The sequence below is a fragment of the Zhongshania sp. genome (assembly GCF_041623545.1).
Classification (GTDB): domain Bacteria; phylum Pseudomonadota; class Gammaproteobacteria; order Pseudomonadales; family Spongiibacteraceae; genus Spongiibacter.
This window is the reverse complement of record NZ_JBFJWS010000048.1, coordinates 1-15868: the sequence shown is the minus strand read 5'-3', so window position 1 is coordinate 15868 and position 15868 is coordinate 1. Positions and strand designations below refer to the sequence as shown.

Annotated in this window: 15 protein-coding genes and 1 pseudogene; 8 read left to right on the top strand and 8 right to left on the bottom strand. The window is 49.6% G+C overall.

Annotated elements, in window-relative coordinates; translation table 11 throughout:
• Window positions 1–262, bottom strand: a pseudogene (locus ABYT30_RS07455) (hypothetical protein); the annotation flags it as partial.
• Window positions 263–361: 99 nt separating this feature from the next.
• On the opposite strand from ABYT30_RS07455, the gene ABYT30_RS07450 reads away from it, so the two are divergent.
• A complete protein-coding gene (locus ABYT30_RS07450) occupies window positions 362–994 on the top strand; it encodes a TetR family transcriptional regulator (protein ID WP_373095808.1) in 633 nt (210 codons plus the stop codon).
• On the opposite strand, the gene ABYT30_RS07445 is transcribed toward ABYT30_RS07450, so the two are convergent.
• Window positions 991–3366 (bottom strand): CHASE domain-containing protein, encoded by a 2376-nt coding sequence (locus tag ABYT30_RS07445; RefSeq protein WP_373095806.1) that lies wholly within the window; start codon window positions 3364–3366, stop codon window positions 991–993. The two genes, ABYT30_RS07450 and ABYT30_RS07445, sit on opposite strands and share 4 nt — an antisense overlap.
• 508 nt (window positions 3367–3874) lie before the next feature.
• Here ABYT30_RS07445 and ABYT30_RS07440 point away from each other — a divergent pair.
• From ABYT30_RS07440 to ABYT30_RS07430, 3 genes are read left to right on the top strand one after another with little or no spacing between them, the layout of a single operon-like run.
• On the top strand, window positions 3875–5008 hold the full coding sequence (locus ABYT30_RS07440) for an NAD(P) transhydrogenase subunit alpha (RefSeq protein ID WP_373084016.1): 1134 nt from the start codon (window positions 3875–3877) through the stop codon (window positions 5006–5008).
• A 9-nt stretch (window positions 5009–5017) separates the two neighbouring features.
• Entirely contained in the window at window positions 5018–5308 is a 291-nt protein-coding gene (locus tag ABYT30_RS07435; RefSeq protein ID WP_373082499.1) for an NAD(P) transhydrogenase subunit alpha, read from the top strand.
• On the top strand, window positions 5308–6675 hold the full coding sequence (locus tag ABYT30_RS07430) for an NAD(P)(+) transhydrogenase (Re/Si-specific) subunit beta (protein WP_373082495.1): 1368 nt from the start codon (window positions 5308–5310) through the stop codon (window positions 6673–6675). Before ABYT30_RS07435 ends, ABYT30_RS07430 begins: the two co-directional genes overlap by 1 nt.
• A gap of 73 nt (window positions 6676–6748) precedes the next feature.
• On the opposite strand, the gene ABYT30_RS07425 is transcribed toward ABYT30_RS07430, so the two are convergent.
• Together ABYT30_RS07425 and ABYT30_RS07420 are read right to left on the bottom strand one after the other, a co-directional pair.
• The gene (locus ABYT30_RS07425) at window positions 6749–7219 is read right to left on the bottom strand and encodes a MarR family winged helix-turn-helix transcriptional regulator (RefSeq protein ID WP_373082493.1); all 471 of its coding nucleotides are present in this window, start codon (window positions 7217–7219) and stop codon (window positions 6749–6751) included.
• Entirely contained in the window at window positions 7216–7698 is a 483-nt protein-coding gene (locus tag ABYT30_RS07420) for a glutathione peroxidase (RefSeq protein WP_373082492.1), read from the bottom strand. The genes ABYT30_RS07425 and ABYT30_RS07420 overlap by 4 nt, the downstream gene beginning before the upstream one ends.
• Window positions 7699–7875: 177 nt before the next feature.
• Here ABYT30_RS07420 and ABYT30_RS07415 point away from each other — a divergent pair, with 177 nt between their 5' ends.
• Both ABYT30_RS07415 and ABYT30_RS07410 read left to right on the top strand, forming a co-directional pair.
• A complete protein-coding gene (locus ABYT30_RS07415) occupies window positions 7876–9216 on the top strand; it encodes a flagellar hook-length control protein FliK (RefSeq protein ID WP_373095804.1) in 1341 nt (446 codons plus the stop codon).
• A complete protein-coding gene (locus ABYT30_RS07410) occupies window positions 9213–9536 on the top strand; it encodes an EscU/YscU/HrcU family type III secretion system export apparatus switch protein (RefSeq protein WP_373082487.1) in 324 nt (107 codons plus the stop codon). Before ABYT30_RS07415 ends, ABYT30_RS07410 begins: the two co-directional genes overlap by 4 nt.
• Before the next feature lie 68 nt (window positions 9537–9604).
• Here ABYT30_RS07410 and ABYT30_RS07405 read toward each other — a convergent pair whose 3' ends face one another.
• Genes ABYT30_RS07405 through ABYT30_RS07395 form a run of 3 tightly spaced genes read right to left on the bottom strand, consistent with a single transcriptional unit; the run spans window position 9605 to window position 13167 of the window.
• Window positions 9605–10405, bottom strand: coding sequence for an energy transducer TonB (locus ABYT30_RS07405; protein ID WP_373082497.1), 801 nt, complete (start codon window positions 10403–10405; stop codon window positions 9605–9607).
• 33 nt (window positions 10406–10438) lie between these two features.
• Complete coding sequence (locus ABYT30_RS07400; protein WP_373082485.1) at window positions 10439–11386, bottom strand: response regulator; 948 nt, start codon at window positions 11384–11386, stop codon at window positions 10439–10441.
• Between the two features lie 2 nt (window positions 11387–11388).
• Window positions 11389–13167 carry an ATP-binding protein gene (locus ABYT30_RS07395; protein WP_373082484.1) on the bottom strand — a complete coding sequence of 593 codons (1779 nt, stop codon included), beginning with the start codon at window positions 13165–13167 and terminating at the stop codon, window positions 11389–11391.
• 330 nt (window positions 13168–13497) lie between these two features.
• Here ABYT30_RS07395 and ABYT30_RS07390 point away from each other — a divergent pair, with 330 nt between their 5' ends.
• Together ABYT30_RS07390 and ABYT30_RS07385 are read left to right on the top strand one after the other, a co-directional pair.
• On the top strand, window positions 13498–14283 hold the full coding sequence (locus tag ABYT30_RS07390) for a tyrosine-protein phosphatase (protein WP_373082481.1): 786 nt from the start codon (window positions 13498–13500) through the stop codon (window positions 14281–14283).
• A 174-nt stretch (window positions 14284–14457) separates the two neighbouring features.
• Window positions 14458–15582 carry a beta-ketoacyl-ACP synthase III gene (locus tag ABYT30_RS07385; RefSeq protein ID WP_373095802.1) on the top strand — a complete coding sequence of 375 codons (1125 nt, stop codon included), beginning with the start codon at window positions 14458–14460 and terminating at the stop codon, window positions 15580–15582.
• Between the two features lie 84 nt (window positions 15583–15666).
• On the opposite strand, the gene ABYT30_RS07380 is transcribed toward ABYT30_RS07385, so the two are convergent.
• Window positions 15667–15868, bottom strand: a 202-nt coding sequence (locus ABYT30_RS07380; protein WP_373095801.1) for a hypothetical protein, incomplete at its 5' end; no start/stop codon positions are given.

Genomic DNA, 15868 nt, shown 5'->3' with positions numbered 1-15868 from the left:
GTCCTTCAGTATAAGTTCTGCGCAGTAAAATACCTTCGACCCGCGCTCTAATTTGAACCTCCTTTGAGCCCATTGCGCGACCAGGATATAAGCCGCCAATAGGAACAGCACGCGCATCTACTTTTAACACGTTCACCGCAATGGCTGGACGCTCTGGCGTCGCTTGTTGTTTTTTATCGCAGGCACTTATCAATGTAGCAAGGATTAAAAAGCAAATCGCCTGCGAGAAAAAGCGCGGGGTGAACTGTTTACCAAATACCATCTGCAACCTCTGACGGAGCTATCCCATAATTCAAGCACTTTACATACATACGCGTATGTATGTAAAGTGCTTATGTTAAAACCTGATGCACGGAATACTATGAGACGCTCCAAGGCCGACGCCGAAATCACCCGCTGCGCAATACTCGACGCTGCCGCCGACCTCTTCGCCAAGCAAGGTATTAGCCGCACAAAATTAGATGACATTGCCGCGTCAGCGGGAGTAACACGTGGCGCCATTTATTGGCATTTCGCTGATAAAGCATCACTAATAGCGGCGATGATCGACCGCGTTAGCGCGCCCACAGAAGCGGCAATGGCAGCACTAAACAATATGAACGCGACCGACACCCTCGCGCTAGACACTTTAAAAAAAGTGGTTGTCGACGCCTTTACGCGAACCTACCACACACCTGCCGCGGCACAAATCACACGGTTTATTCTGCGCTATTCACTAAGCGATGAGACCGAAGCGGTTAATGCCCGCATAGAGCACAACAGACAACTCAGCTTCGCGCATATCAATACATTTATTGAACATGCCCAGAAAGCCGGCTTGGTCACCACCGAACTGCCCTCCGCATGTATTGCCAATCATATTCGCGCGCATATTATCGGGCTATTCCACCACCACCTCAGTACGCCTCCCCCAGGCATTAGCCCTGACGACGTTGCCGCCTCGATGGATTTAGTACTTAAAGGACTTAGCCCGCCGCGCTCCCGAGCAAATTAAGCCGCGCCGTCGGTGGCAACAAACTTATTTATCGCCAACGGCAGCTCAATATCAAAACGCATTCCTCGGCCCGGCTGAGTACTTACTTTAATATGTCCCTGCAATTGCTGCCGAACGATATTATAAACCAGGTGCAAGCCCAAACCGGTGCCGCCGGAACCCCGCCGAGTGGTAAAAAATGGCTCAAAAATTTTCTTGGTTTGATCTGTCGCCATTCCCACGCCATTATCACTAAACACCAAATTTATGGTGGACTGATGCTGCACAACACGCAATTCGATGCGGCCGTGCTCGCCCTCGGGGAACGCGTGAATTAGGCTATTATTTAATAAATTAATAATTACCTGGGCCAAGCCACCCGGTACTGTGCGCATGGAAATCGTTTTTGGGCAGGACAATACCACTTCATGACCGCTACGCCGGTAACTTGGCGACAAGTGCACAAATACATCGTTTAAATACTCATGCAGATTAATTTCTCGGGTTTCGGCTGTTGCCTGATCAACTGACACCTGTTTGAAGCTACTTATTAAGCCCCCCGCGCGCTGTATATTAGCCAAAACGATACGCGACGCGTCCTGCAGACGCTGCAGTAAATCCCCAAGTTCGACGGACGCCTCACCCCACTTGCCTTGCATTTCATTCAAGCGCCGCAAATCTGAATCGAGGGTCGATCCAGCGGTTATAGCAATACCGAGCGGTGTATTCAATTCGTGCGCAAATCCCGCGACTAAACCACCAAGTGAGGCCATTTTTTCAGCCTCAACCAAATGTTCCTGAGTTTCCTGCAATTGTCCGAGCATAAGCTTGAGCTCTTCACTAGCCGTGTCGGAGCGATGCTTTTGGCCTGTAAGCACCAAAAAAGTCATCCCCAATAGACCTGTAAACATTAAACCAACCGCTAACATTACCCACGGCACAATTGACCGAGTCCCGACCAGAAACACCTGATTTGCGTCGGTGCGGAATTGCCACTGTTGATCAGCTACCTGCAAAGTCCGGCGCTCACCAAACAACGCGTCGCGATCCGATAACACTCGGTCATCGCTGCGATACAGTAATTTACCGGCAGGGGAAGATACCGAAACCGACACACCCTGCAAAATATTCGGTAACAGCAAGCCCATCAAATCCTCAACCCGAAACACGCCAGACACATAACCCAATAAAACGGGCGATTCGTCTACCCCATGATTCGATACGGGTAAGTAGATAACAAGCCCCAATTGATCTCCACTCTCTTGTACTAAACGAATAGGGTCTGTCACCGCGGGCGAATTAATTGCATTAGCCCGCAGCAGCGCCTTGCGCGGCAAGTCGGCCGACGCTATGTCATAACCCAATGCGGCCAAATTTTCTTGCAAAGGCTCTATGTAGCGAATAACAACATAATCGGTCTCGTTAGATTGCAGTACCAACTCGCCATTGTCCGCCCTACGCGTCACGAACACCGGCGCTTGGCGTTCCGCGCTCATTTGGGATTCAATTAACTGCCGCTCGCTCGCACTGACACGAACATTCCACGCCAAGGCCTGAAACCCCGGGTTTCGCGCCAGAACCCCCTCTGCAAACACCCGAAAATCCTCCCGAGTGACTTCGGTAGACGCCGCAAACAAGCCTTGCACTGAATACAAGGTGGCTAAATGGGCATTCATTAATGACTGCGCACGCTGAAAAATTTGCTCACTGCGCCCGCTAAAGTCAGCCTGCTGCCGACTCAGCTCCCAACGACTTGCAGTGACATATAAACTGACAATAATAAACGTCGCGCCAAGCAACACCGCTGGCAATATCTTACGCCGACTTAGCCAAACCTCCCGCGGCTCACCGTAAAACACCAACAATAGCGTCGTAAATATCATTATCCCGAGGCCGTCACCAACCCACCAGGTGAACCAATTGAACCAATAGTTCTCCGAAGCGAGATCCCCACCCAGCCAAAGCGCTGTCGTGCCAACAGTTGCGGCAATCATGCTGCCAACACCGCAGACATAAAAAATAAAGCACCACACAGAACGAACAGTATCCAGCTCGCAGGGATACGTAACAAAGCGCCGCAGCAGCCAGACACCGACAACAGCCTGTACACTTGCTCCAACACTGATAACAAATGGCAACCACAACGTGGGGTAAAAATCTGCCCACCGCTGACCCTGAAAGCCAGTGACATCAACATTTACAAGAAAAGACCCGAGCAAGACGCCCGGCCACAGGTGATAACCCTTGATTAATAATAGCGCCAGTGCAATGCCCGCAGCAGGCCAAATAGCGGTTGCGTAACCTGGAGGAATGGCCAGCAATAAGGCAAGCTTACCAGCAACTAAATACAATACTGCTGCCAGCACTACCTCTAAAACATGGCGTTTAAACATTCGCCAGCCAGTTCATTAAATCGCTATTATTGATTTTGCTTACAACCATCCTGGCACACCTATTCCCATGACTTGAATTATCTACACTGAGTCAAACTATCGCGCCGATCAGTTTAGTCACCCCATTGACGATGCCACCATAAGTATTAGCACTTAAAGCTATTTATCGCCAAATTCCTCCCTAGATCACTCAAGGTATTCGGCGTGATCTATGCAGCTGACCGCTACTATTTATGAGAGAAGACTGCATTGTCGCGGCCGCTGGTTTATTGGCACTAATTATGCCAAAATATATATTCAGCAGTCGTTGAGTACAAGCAAGCGCTGCCGGGGCCCCTTGCCTCACACCATCAATATTAAACATGGCGCCATCACTGCAGCTTATGCGGGTTTTTATCGGCATTACATAGGTATATTACGCACACATTTATCGCATATTTCTGCCACATGTAATATTCTACGCCGTTTACCCGATAACAAAATTGTTAACCACAATGGATCTACAAAGATGCTTATAGGAATCCCAAAAGAACTCGCCGCCGGTGAAAACCGGGTAGCGATCATTCCGGCAGATGCCAAAAAGCTCGTCAGGGCCGGTGCGACACTGCAAGTTGAAGCTGGCCTTGGCTTAGGCAGCGGCTTTAGCGATCAAGAATACGTCGACGCTGGAGCCACTGTGAGCAGCGATCGTAACGAGATTCTCGCTTCAGCAGAAATTATTCTGCGGATCAGTAAACCTAGCATAGATGAAATCAGCAAAATGAAAGCTGGCTGCATCCATATTAGCTATTTAGATCCCTTTAACGAACACGATCTGATCAAAGCCTTCCGCGACCAAGGTGTTAGTGCAATAAGCATGGAGATGATTCCACGCAGCACGCGCTCCCAGAAGATGGATGCCTTGAGCTCACAGGCGAGCTTGGCAGGCTATGTGATGGTCTTACTTGCCACCACTAAACTACCACGCATTCTGCCAATGATGATGACCCCAGCCGGTACATTAAAGCCGTCGACGACATTCATCATTGGCGCCGGCGTTGCTGGCCTGCAGGCCATCGCTACCGCAAAACGGCTCGGCTCCAAGGTTGTCGCCTTTGATACCCGCACCGTGGTCGCCGAGCAAGTGCGCTCACTGGGTGGCAAGTTCCTAGAGATCGACCTTGGCGAAACCGGCCAAACCAAAGATGGCTATGCCCTTGCATTGACTGACGAGCAGTTGAAGCTGCAGCTCGAAGGCCAGAAGAAGCAAATTGCGGAATCTGACATCGTCATCACCACCGCACAATTATTTGGTCGCAAACCACCTGTATTGGTCACCAGCGATATGATCAAGGGTATGAAGCCCGGCTCGGTCATTGTCGACATGGCGGCTGAAAGCGGCGGCAACGTTGAAGGCTCGGTAGCCGGAAAAACCGTGGTCGTAGATGGCGTGACTATTATCGGCGATGGCAATTGGTCTAATTTTGTCTGCCGTGACGCAAGCCAAATGTACTCTGCCAACCTCTTCAACCTCGTTGATGAAGGCTGGAACGGCGATGACAAGAAAATGGTTATCGACATGGAAAACGATATTCTGCAGGGCTGCGTAATTACGCACGGCGGCGAGATCGTTAACGAAACCATTCAAAAACTGATTAACTAGGAGAAGATGATGGAAATAGCAGTTTATCTAGCTTTCATCTTAATGCTGTCTATATTTTTAGGCTTTGAGCTGATCAATAAAGTCCCCGCGACCCTACACACTCCGCTGATGTCAGGTTCTAACGCAATCTCCGGCATTACCTTAGTTGGCGCCTTAACCTCAGCAGGTGCTGAGCATTCTGGCCTCGCTACTGTTCTTGGCACTATCGCTGTGGCAATGGCAACCATCAATGTGATCGGTGGTTATATGGTTACCGACCGCATGCTAGCCATGTTCAAGAAAAAAGGGAGCGCTAAGTAATGGGTATCGAATTACTCGTCAATCTGTCCTATGTGGCAGCTGCCGTCCTGTTTATTTTTGGTTTAAAAATGCTGGGTTCACCAGCGACCGCGCGCAAAGGTAACCTCGTCTCAGCAGTAGGTATGTTTATCGCTGTTGTTGTTACCCTGCTAGACCAGAGCATTATTGACTACAAGTGGATAATTGCTGGCATCATCGTGGGTGGTGCGATCGGGGCCATGGTTGCCCGCAGCGTTGAAATGACCGGCATGCCAGAAATGGTCGCCTTATTTAACGGCTTTGGTGGCATCGCCAGCTTATTCGTTGGCTGGGCCGCCCTTTACGGTATGGATGCTAGCGCATTTCAGCTAATCACCATTATTCTGTCAATATTGATTGGCGGCGTGACTTTCTCAGGAAGCATGGTGGCATGGGGCAAACTTAGCGAGCGCATCTCTGGCAAGCCCTTAGTATTTGGCGGTCAGCGGGTATTCAATATCCTGCTGATTCTCGCCATCGTTATCTCGTCAGTGATGTTCACCCTAAATCCTGAATCAGGCATCTTCCTCTATATTGTTATTGGCCTTGCACTGCTGCTGGGTATCATGCTGGTTATTCCTATCGGCGGTGCCGATATGCCAGTTGTTATCTCTCTGCTAAACAGCTACTCCGGCCTTGCCGCCTGTGCCGCTGGTATCGCTATTAACAACATCATCTTGATCGTGGCCGGCGCCCTTGTTGGCGCAAGCGGCATCATCCTTACCCAGATTATGTGTAAGGCAATGAACCGCTCGCTCAGCAACGTCTTGTTCAGTGGCTTCTCAGCGGTGTCTGCAGGTGGCGCAGCCGCTAAAATCGAAGGCGAAGTCAAATCAATGACCGCCGACGATGCGTACTACGTTCTTGAAGCCGCAGCGAGCGTCGTGATTGTACCCGGATACGGTATGGCAGTTGCACAGGCTCAGCACGTAGTGAAAGAGCTCCAAGAACTGCTGGAGCAAAACGGCGCAGAAGTGGTCTACGCCATTCACCCAGTTGCCGGTCGTATGCCTGGCCATATGAACGTTCTTCTTGCTGAAGCCGACGTATCCTATGACCTGTTATTGGAAATGGACGCCGTCAACCCCCGCATGGAAACCTTCGACGTCGCAATTGTTATCGGCGCTAACGACGTAGTTAACCCTGCGGCTCGCGAAATGGAAGGCAGCCCTATTTACGGCATGCCAGTCATTAACGTCGACATGGCGCGCAACGTGTTTGTTATGAAACGCTCTATGGCGTCAGGCTTTGCTGGTATCGACAACCCCCTGTTCTTTAAAGAGAACACGCGGATGCTGTTTGGTGACGCCAAAGAAATGCTGGGCAATATCATTAAAGCGTTTAGCTAAGCGAATTAATGCTACACAGCGAAACGGGCTCCTAGGAGCCCGTTTTTTTATGCCTAAAATGCGCCAAATTCACTTAGTCTTCTACGCTCCGACACAGCGCGGGCAAAAGATCATCTAGCAGCTTTTTTAAGCCCAACAGCAACTCCGGTTCCACCCCTAGCTGAGCTAACAACTGCCCAGGAATTTCGCTACAGCGCTGCTGAAGCGCCACACCGGCGGCACTAAGATGAATCTGTACAATTCGCTCATCCTTGTCCGCCCGCCGCCGATGGAGGTAGCCCTGTGTCTCCAAGCGCTTCAATAAAGGCGTTAGGGTATTCGTATTGAGCAAAGCCTTATCGCCAACCACCTTTATTGAGCACGGCGCATGTTCCCACAATATCATCATCACAATATATTGCGGATACGTTAGCCCAAGTGGTGTCAATTGCTCTTGATAAAGCCGAGTAATTAACCGCGAGCTTGCATACAAAGGAAAACATAACTGATTTTCCAGCTGCAACTGCGCAAGCTTTGCCGGTGCCGTGATCACGTCAGCACTCATGCAGCGAGGGCAGCCTCGATATCTGCCGCAATACTTTCCGGCTTCGTAGTGGGTGCAAAGCGTTTAATAGCAACACCGTCTTTACCAACCAGAAACTTAGTGAAATTCCACTTAACGGCGTTACTTAACGTTCCCGGTGCAGCCTTTTTCAAGTAGGCAAATAAGGGGTGAGCATTTTTGCCATTCACATCAATTTTTTCAGTAATAGGAAAGCTTACCCCGTAATTGATAAGGCAACTGCCTTCAATAGTGCCAGCGTCGCCCGGCTCCTGATTAGCAAATTGATTGCAGGGAGCACCCAAAATCACTAGGCCCCGCTCTTGGTATTTCTCATATAACGCTTGCAAGCCCTCATACTGGGGCGTTAAACCACATTTACTCGCGGTATTCACAACTAAGACAACTTTACCCTTGTAGGCTGTCAAATCCAGCTCTTTACCTTGCAAACTATTAATTTCGAAGTCGTATAGTGTCGTCATTGCTTTCTCCTAGTTAAACCTATTTGGCTCATAAAACACGCCATTAAGATGCCGATATATTAAAGCAGGAAATTAGATCGCTCACAACTATATCGCACACGATATATTAAAATTCAAGCTTAGCGGCAAAATGCCGCTAATATGGAGTACACAGAGCCTTAAGCAAAAGAACTACTTATGGTCATTATCAATCCAAGCAACGCCACGCAGCCTGCGGCATTTAATCGGCCTGCTGGGCCTGCCCCGGTACTGCCAACGGACAGAGTCCTGAATGCGGTCGTTATGGGGCAACGCGCCGAGCATCTCTACGAGCTAGCTTCGGGCAACCTCAGATTAATGGCAGAAAGCCAAACGGCACTACGCCGCGGTGAGCAGCTATTATTACAAGTCACCGGCAAAGATGCTCAGCAACGCCCAACACTCCAAGTTATTAATACCAGCGCCGGCGCAATCAGCCCCTTACTAAAAGCCATGCTTCCCCAACAACAGGGCATTAATCAGCTGCTGGCCAATATCACCCCTTTACTTAACAAAGCGAATGACTCGACACTAAACAAATTGAGTAGCGCACTCGTTAACGCCCTCCCCTCCCGACAGCAATTGTCCGACCCCGCAGGCCTCCGCGCGGCCATACTTTCCAGCGGCTTTTTTATGGAGGCGCAACTCGCTGCAGGTATAGCACCGGCCAATGACTTAAAAAGCGCGCTCCTAAGACTTGCGCAGCAACTAGAAAACTTGCGCCAAAGTAATGCGGCAAGCACCCAGACCGACCCCAGTAAAGCGAGTAAACTGAGCCAGGACTATAGTGGTTTGGCGCGCACAGCCGGCGCAAAAGCCGAAATGCCGCCATCAACAAACAGCCTGCCTAATCTCAGCCAGCCACCTACCGCAGCGAAGGATGGCTTAAACCCTGTCAGCACCAACTACGGCAAGCCCGCCCCGAGTAGCGACCTACCCGGCGTGTTGCGCTCGCAACCGCGAATAGCAGCAGAGCTACCAGAGCAAAAGCTCAGCCAAGAGGCGGTAATCAAACAATTACTGCAGGATAGCCGCGGCGCAATCGCACGTTTGGAGTCTCATCAGCTGCTCCACTTACAACAAAAAGACCCCTTACAAAGCCAATATCTAATTGAAATACCAGTGCGCAACGATGACGGCATCGACGTATGGCAAATGCAATTACAATGGCAGCGTACCTCCGAGGACCAAGAGCACCCAACAGACAACGCAAGTGACGAAGACCAATATCAACGCCGTTGGCAGATCAATTTAAATTTTGACCTACCGGGCTTAGGCCCAATAAATACCAAGGTCATTCAGCAAGGCAAGCAACTCGCAATTACCTTTAACACTGAAACCCAAGCCACGCGCGCACTGATCGAGCAGCGCCAGCATGAACTCAACCAACGACTTGAAGAACAGGGGATTATTGATACAGAAATTGTAACCCACACAGGAATTGGCCCCGCCGCCAGCTCGCCGCTGAGCAGTCACTCACTACTGGACGACCAAGCATGAGCAAGGCGCCGGGTGAAATCGCCGTATCACTGCATTACGACGGCAAAAATGCACCCATCGTTAGCGCTAAGGGTGAAGGCGAACTCGCTAGGCAAATATTGTCCATTGCCACCGAACACGACATACCCATATATCGCAATCAGCAGCTCATACAACTGCTGAGCCAAGTAGAATTAGACACAGAAATACCGCGGGAACTTTATATTGCCGTTGCCGAAATTATTGCTTTTGCATACAGGCTAAAGGACAAGGGCCCAGAAATTACCGAGAAAGAGGTCGGCGCAAAACAGCATGAAGAATTTCAGGCCGAGGAGGAATAAGGAAGCCACTTTAGCAATGGCCTGAACTGAACAAAGAGTCATTCACCAACGTGAATGACTCTTTTCCTTTAGCGAGTTAACTTCCAAGTAAAGCGAAGCTGAGTTAATGATTCTACCGCCTTTCCATTCACTAGCTCCGGCTCAAATTGACACTTTGATAAAGCCGACAAGGCGCGGTAGTCAAGGCGCCGAGTACCACTGGATTCAACTATGCGACCATCTTGAACGGCACCCAATGCATCCAATGAAAACTCCATGGTTACGGTGCCCTGCTGACCGAGTCGCACCGATTCATCGGGATATTGGGGTCTAGCGCAGCTATCCCAGTCTATTGCCGCCGGACGGCGACTTGCCACAACCGGTTTAGCCTCTGGCTTTGCTGGCGCCTTTACGTCAGGCAGCACACTACTTGGTACTGGCGTAGAACGCTCACGCACTGAGGCGATAGCTTTCTGCCGCTCCTTCTCTGCATTCTTAGCTCGTGCCTCAGCGGCCTCGGCAGCTCGCGCAGCCGCCTCTGCCGCAGCTTGTGCAATGGCTAATGCCGCAGACTGCTCTTGCAATGTGGCCAATTGCTGCTGTTGAAGCTTACTTTGCTCATGCTGACTAAACTCACCGTCTAGGCGCCTCTGCCATTCCGCTAAAACTGCCTGCTCTTCGGATTGCAGCGCTTCACCATTTTGAGCGGCAGACAGTTCAAATGTCGCCGCCTCGCTGGCGGAAGTTCGCGTCGAGCTCTGCTCACCACCAGACGATAGAAAGGCCGCTAAACCTGCTGCCGCACATACACCCAACAAAGAAATCGCAATAACTGATTCCGCTGACTGCCCAAACCCGGTTTTTCTGGGCGATGCCACTGCATCCATCATTTCACTCACAATTCAACCTCCGCCTTTATGCAGCTATGCTGTCAAACCAAACAAACGCCCGATTCGCTTAAATACTCCACGAGAATCATTTGCTGGCGGCGGTGCGGCCTCAGCGGCAATACGCAATGTTTGAGCCGGATTTTTTTGTAATATTTCATAGCGACGCATGGCCAAATTGACACTACCACGTAGCAAACCTTCACTAATCGGCTTACTTAAAAAGCGGTATATTTGCCCACGGTTTATCAGATCAATCCCCTGTTCAGCATCGGATTGCCCTGTCAAAACAATGGCAACTAAGCTTGGGTGGTGCTGACGAAGTGCACTAAGCAGATCTATCACCGCCTCACCACCAACGGCTAATTCGGTAATGATGACGCCAATTTTGTGCTTCTCTAGCTGCTCAAGACCTTCATCAAGGTTTCTTGCTGAATAAACTGCCCGCTCGCGACCAAGCACGCGCTGCAAAGTATCGCGAGTCCCCTCGTCGTCATCCAAAATCAGCGTACCGACATCGTCGACACCTGGAATGTAAACCTTCTCATTCACGTCTTCTTCAACTGCCGACTCCACATGCTCAATTGCGGAGGCCTTGACCGCCGCCGCAATGGTTTGACGCAAATCAACGTTTGACCACGGTTTATTAATGAAACGAAAAATTTCACCGTCGTTAATCGCGGCCAAAATAGCACTTAAATCGGAATACCCCGTCAGTAATACGCGGATAGCACGAGGACGAATATCTTTTGCTGAACGCAATACTTCGACACCGGTCATTTCCGGCATACGCTGGTCGCTAACCACCACGTCGACATCACCCTCACGCAGAATGTCTAGCGCTGCAGCACCCGAGTTAGCTGTTACGACATCGTAATCTTTACGAAACAAAGCCTTAAGTGCCACCAGAATTCGCGGCTCATCATCCACAAACAGTATTCGCGGTTTAGACTCCGCGACTTCAATACTTGCTAATTCATCCATTATTATTCTCCAAGCAGAACTACGTCATTCGCAGGTGAAACATCTGCCGCTTTACCAACTTTCTTAATAGGAAGTCGAACCACAAACTCGGTACCCGTACCAAGCTCCGACTCAACCTCAATCGTACCACCGTGATCTTCAATAATACGGAACACGATCGACAGGCCTAAGCCAGTCCCCTTACCCACAGCTTTGGTAGTAAAGAATGGTTCAAAAATGTGAGCGCGAGTATCTTCATCCATGCCGCTGCCGTTATCTCGAATAGCCACTTCAACATTATCATCGACTTGGCGCGTCGTAATCTGAATCAAACCTCGGCCATCCATTGCTTGTGCGGCATTGTTGATGAGATTAAGAAATACTTGGTTTAATTGCGATGGGGCACAGCTAATTTCGGGTAATTTAGCGAAGTTTCGCTCAATAGTAATACCATCTTTGAGCTGGTTATTGCATATTTTTAGCGCCGTATCGATCCCCGCGTTTAAATCAAACAACTGTGATTGCGAGCGATCAACCCGACTAAAGTCTTTTAGACTCATTACCAGTTCGGAAATTTGATTCAGGCCGTACTCAACGTCAGCTAAAAGCACATCAAACTCTTCTAGACTCTCAGCATCGACCTCTTGCCCCATGCCCTGCATGGACTCACGAATAATCTCCACATTGCTGCTCGCATAGCCTAATGGGGTATTAATCTCATGAGCGACACCCGCTACCATTTGACCTAAAGAAGCCATTTTTTCTGACTGAATTAGCTGCCCTTGTTGCATCTTCAAATCGTCCAAGGCTTTACTCAGGGCTTGAGTACGCTTACTAACAATTTGCTCAAGATTACTATTCGTGTTCTGCAGTTCATTATTTGCATTATCCAAGGCAGAAAAGCTCGAGCGCAGGCGCACTGCGATTAAGCCAAAGGCCAATAGCAATGCTACCGCGTATACCGCAAGAGTCTGTCGATAACGACGAGCGGTATCCTGCAAACCTTGGAAATGCTTTTCATAGGCAATTTGTAAATTCTGTAATGCAGGCCCCGTTTCTATCGCATCAAACTGGCCGATTAACTCCTGTAGCTCGTCGCGACTACTGCGCAACAAATCAACGGTTTCAAGGAGGTGGCGCAAGGCGCCCCGGGCCGAGTCATTATCAAGGCGCTCCGCCGCGTCACTTACCTCTCGACTCAACTTGTCGATTAGAAAAGCGTTCTCGGGAGCGGACTGCAAGCTATATGCCGTCGCCTCTTGCAGAAGCATCATGACACGCTTGCGCAGTGATTCAGAATTATTCACAACGGGTGCATTCAGCACCGAGATACCCGCCACTCGCATAACCGAAAAATGCTGTGCTAAACGCGCTAATCGGGCAGAGTAATCATTTAGTAAGCTCAGTTTATCACCAGCTTCAAGACGATAGGTCTGAAGTGACTGATTGATATCTCGGCTTAAATCACTCAGACCGGCTTGACCGCTACTCAAGGAGCTTTGCGCAACGTCAAAACGATCTCGCGCCAATTCAAGCTCCCGGGCGCCCGATTCAAGGGCTAAACGCGCTCGCAGAATTTGCTGATTCAGCTCAACATCAGCTTTCGCAGCACTATCGATTTGCTCTAGGCGAATAACGTGGAGACCCGTTTCGAGAGGGTTGCGCAACATTTTCCACAATAAGAAAACAATCAATCCTAACGCGAGCGACACGGCTAACACCACAAGCATTCGCTGCAACGTAAAACCACTGTGGCGGCTATTCATCCCCATTATTTTCTTGGTACTAGGCCGTAATCCCATCGAAGCTCTTCTTATTATTGTAGTTGGCACAATATCTCCTTCAAATTGGTTCCCTTTTTAAATTCCATTAAGAACATCAACGCGCATATCCACTTACAAACTCTAAGGAACGTTGATCGCACTGGCCATTATCGGAATGTTTGTCGCAAGCTTATTATTGGATTTTGTAATGAAGGGGAGAATAAAAGGTCGCCAGTGAAATGTCTAGTGGCAATGACACACGAAACCCCTCACATGTGAAGTAGCAGTGACGAACAACATCTATCAACTATCGCTATCCCACTAAAAACCGGTCTAAAATAGCCCTTCTCTAACCTAGATCACTCCCCCATGCCAGCAAATAAGACAGCAGCAAATGACCGCAGACTCCCCCTAGACGGCGCCCCTAATATTCGCGACCTAGGTGGCTACAAAACTCGCGATGGCGGCACCACCCGCTGGAAAAAACTGCTACGCGGTGGACGCCTATCAGGACTTAGCACCGGCGACCAGCAGATACTAAGCGATCTCGAAATTAAAATAATATGCGACTTTCGCAATCCAAATGAATACCAGCAAGACATCACGAAACTCAGCAATCTATCGACCGCGGAAATCCACAACATCAGTATCAGCCCAGGTAACCAACAGAATATTGTTGATATTAGCAGTATAGGCGCCAATCAAATGGCAAACTGGATGCTGCAATTAAATCGAGAGCTGGCCCTAAACCACTGTCATAGCTACCGCCAAATGTTCAAACTACTACTTAGCGTAGATAGTGGCTGCTTTTTGTTTCATTGCTCGGCAGGTAAAGATCGCACCGGCTTTGCCGCTGCGCTAATTCTATCGGCGCTGGACGTTCCCCGTGACGTGATTATGGAAGATTATCTTCTCACCGCAAAGTACTACCCACCGGCGGGCGAACTTGAATATCTCACTAACAAATACGCGGCAAATAACCCGAATGTCGATCTCGCGCTTTTTACGACCCTAACCTCCACTCGACAAGAATACTTGGCAGCGGCGTTCGCTGCTATCGATGAGCGCTACAGCTCGATTGACGATTACCTAGAGCGCGAGCTCGACCTATGCCCCAAAAAACGTGCCCAGTTAAAACGGCGGTATGTCGAATAATTCCCGCCTCGCGCGGGAATTCATCCCGCCCTCAGCTCATTACTCTACGAAGCGCCCGTCGAGCTGCATTTTGTGGTCGCATTTCGCTTTTATTAATTCAATATCTAGACTGTATTGCCTATGTCGGTCACACTTTCACCTATATTTTAAATGAAGAACATAAGGAAGCATCAAATGAACTCCTCTGTCGTCATTAGCGGGGTCGGACTATGGACTCCGAGCCATAGCATTAGTAACGAGGAACTCGTAACAAGCTATAACGCTTGGGCGGAGCTTTTTAATCGCGACAACCAGCAAGCCATCGAAGCCGGCGAGCTCGAAGCCAAACCGCTATCGAGTGCTGAATTTATTGAAAAAGTATCTGGGATTAAAAGCCGTTACATATACTCAAAAGACGGCGCGCTAGACATCAATCGTATGCGGCCACGCCTTGAAGTACGGGGTGACGAGCAAGTATCCCATCAAGCGGAAATAGCCATTTCGGCAGCAAAAGCAGCACTAACCGCAGCAAATAAAACTGCTGCAGATATTGATATGGTCATTGTATCCTGCGCCTATACGCAACGCGCCTACCCCGCCATTGCCATCGAGGTACAAGGGGCACTTGGGATCCAAGGGTTTGGATTTGACATGTTAGTCGCCTGCTCAGCGGCCACCTTTGGCCTAGAGAGGGCCGTTGACGCTATTAAGGCTGGCAGCTCAAAAGGCGTGCTGGTCATTAACCCAGAACTCACATCTCCCCAAGTAAACTACATGGATAGAGACTCACACTTTATTTTTGGCGATGTGGGCACCGCCGTTGTCGTTGAAAGTAGCGAGACCTGTCAATCCGCTCACGCCTTTGATGTCCTCAGCACGAAAAGCGTCACATCCTACTCTAACAATATTCGCTCAAACTTTGGCTATGTAACGCGCACAACGGATGAAGACCCTTATTCCGCAGACAAGCTTTTCCACCAAAGTGGCCGCAAGGTATTTAAGGAAGTTTGCCCCATGGCGGCAGACCACATCGAAAGCCATTTGCTGAGTGAAGGTATTCAGGTCTCGGAATTAAAACGCTGGTGGCTACATCAGGCCAATATCAATATGAATTTACTGATCAGCAGACGCTTACTGGGCCGCGACGCAACGCTTGAAGAGGCGCCGATTGTCCTTGACGAGTATGCAAATACGGCTTCGGCAGGATCGATTATTGCTTTCGCTAAGCACCATGAGGATTTAGCAGCAGGTGATATTGGCGTAATTTGCTCTTTCGGGGCGGGCTATTCAATTGGCAGCTTAATTCTTCGGAAGCGATAAGCCCACAGAACTGGAGCCGCGCTCGCGCGGCACAGGCACCGGCACCGCAATTCTTGGCGAGTTTTTGCCCCACCTAGGAACGCATCACCGCCTGTCGTACTTAATTTCAATTTGGTGTTTTTCTACAAAGTCAGACACAGCCTTCATATCGCCAAAATAAGTTAACAGCATTGTGGATGCGCGATCCTTCACCTCGCGATCTTCGCTCGACATTAGTAGATTAACCCACGTACTAACAAGCGCAGTTGGCGGTTCCTTTCGTTGATTCACATCTATACCTAAATCT

Bases quoted from the DNA above. Each gene is read 5' to 3' on its own strand.
- ABYT30_RS07450 (WP_373095808.1), top strand. From the start codon at position 362: ATGAGACGCTCCAAGGCCGACGCCGAAATCACCCGCTGCGCAATACTC.
- ABYT30_RS07445 (WP_373095806.1), bottom strand. From the start codon at position 3,366: ATGTTTAAACGCCATGTTTTAGAGGTAGTGCTGGCAGCAGTATTGTAT.
- ABYT30_RS07440 (WP_373084016.1), top strand. From the start codon at position 3,875: ATGCTTATAGGAATCCCAAAAGAACTCGCCGCCGGTGAAAACCGGGTA.
- ABYT30_RS07435 (WP_373082499.1), top strand. From the start codon at position 5,018: ATGGAAATAGCAGTTTATCTAGCTTTCATCTTAATGCTGTCTATATTT.
- ABYT30_RS07430 (WP_373082495.1), top strand. From the start codon at position 5,308: ATGGGTATCGAATTACTCGTCAATCTGTCCTATGTGGCAGCTGCCGTC.
- ABYT30_RS07425 (WP_373082493.1), bottom strand. From the start codon at position 7,219: ATGAGTGCTGACGTGATCACGGCACCGGCAAAGCTTGCGCAGTTGCAG.
- ABYT30_RS07420 (WP_373082492.1), bottom strand. From the start codon at position 7,698: ATGACGACACTATACGACTTCGAAATTAATAGTTTGCAAGGTAAAGAG.
- ABYT30_RS07415 (WP_373095804.1), top strand. From the start codon at position 7,876: ATGGTCATTATCAATCCAAGCAACGCCACGCAGCCTGCGGCATTTAAT.
- ABYT30_RS07410 (WP_373082487.1), top strand. From the start codon at position 9,213: ATGAGCAAGGCGCCGGGTGAAATCGCCGTATCACTGCATTACGACGGC.
- ABYT30_RS07405 (WP_373082497.1), bottom strand. From the start codon at position 10,405: ATGATGGATGCAGTGGCATCGCCCAGAAAAACCGGGTTTGGGCAGTCA.
- ABYT30_RS07400 (WP_373082485.1), bottom strand. From the start codon at position 11,386: ATGGATGAATTAGCAAGTATTGAAGTCGCGGAGTCTAAACCGCGAATA.
- ABYT30_RS07395 (WP_373082484.1), bottom strand. From the start codon at position 13,167: ATGGGATTACGGCCTAGTACCAAGAAAATAATGGGGATGAATAGCCGC.
- ABYT30_RS07390 (WP_373082481.1), top strand. From the start codon at position 13,498: ATGCCAGCAAATAAGACAGCAGCAAATGACCGCAGACTCCCCCTAGAC.
- ABYT30_RS07385 (WP_373095802.1), top strand. From the start codon at position 14,458: ATGAACTCCTCTGTCGTCATTAGCGGGGTCGGACTATGGACTCCGAGC.